The organism is Streptomyces griseorubiginosus (genome assembly GCF_017614965.1).
GTDB classification, from domain to species: domain Bacteria; phylum Actinomycetota; class Actinomycetes; order Streptomycetales; family Streptomycetaceae; genus Streptomyces; species Streptomyces griseorubiginosus_B.
Genome location: NZ_WVUG01000683.1, coordinates 1 through 886, shown reverse-complemented (window position 1 = coordinate 886; position 886 = coordinate 1). Strand labels below are relative to the sequence as shown.

The 886-nt window shown below is 76.0% G+C and carries 1 protein-coding gene; it reads right to left on the bottom strand.

Going from position 1 to position 886, the window contains the following annotated elements; translation table 11 throughout:
- Positions 1–201: 201 nt before the first annotated feature.
- A partial coding sequence (locus GRC12_RS44730; protein ID WP_244374726.1) for a DUF5682 family protein occupies positions 202–886 on the bottom strand: 685 nt, incomplete at its 5' end.

Here is an 886-nt window from a genome sequence, read left to right as displayed (position 1 = left end):
GTCATCGGCACACCCCCACGCGCGGGCGGTCCCAGAGCGGCACGACCACGACGGCAGCGGTCGGACGGCCGGCCACCGCGACGCCCGCCGCCGGGCCACCCCGCGCGGAAGGCCTGCTCAGCTGCCGCCCCTCTCGGCGCCCGCGCTCGACGGCATCCATCACCATCACTCCCCCGTCCGTTTCCCTCGGTCCGTCGTGCGTCATCCCGCCACCCCCACAAGGCCGTTGTCCACGTCCTGCCGCCCCTCCACGTCCTGTCGCGTCCCGTCCAGCCCCAGCAGCAGCCGCACCACCGGCACCACGGCGTCGGCGCGTTCCGCGTCCAACTCCGGGCCGAAGCCGGGTATGCCGGGACCGGCCGCCCTGGTGCTCCCCTGCCGCCCGGGTCCCCGGCGGACCAACTCGCCGAGGGTGCGCCGGACTCCCGGTTCGTACGCGGAGAACGTCCGCCTGAGCAGCGGCAGTACGTCCGTGAACGCCTCCGCCGGCACCCCGGTCAGCCAGGCGTCGACCAGACCGAGCAGCCGCTCGTCGTGCACGAGCAGCATCCCGCCGCCCGAGCCGCCACCGACGAAGCCCTCGATCCACGCGGCCGCGTCCCCGGGCGCCGTCCCCGGCGACAGCACGAGCCCCATGAGCCGCGCCGCTTCGTCCTGCTCGAGCGCCCGCTCGTCCAGCAGCAACCGCACGGCACGCCCCCGCACGACCCCCGGCACGGTGTCCCGCAGTCCCAGCACCTGCAGCACGGCCCGCCAACGCCCGCGCAGACCAGGGTGCCCGCCCGCGTCGCCCACAGCCGTCCCCACCTGGGCCTGCCCGTCCTCCACGGGTTCCGCGGACGGGCGTATCGGGGCGGGCGCTTCCACCAAGGAATCCGTCGACGGG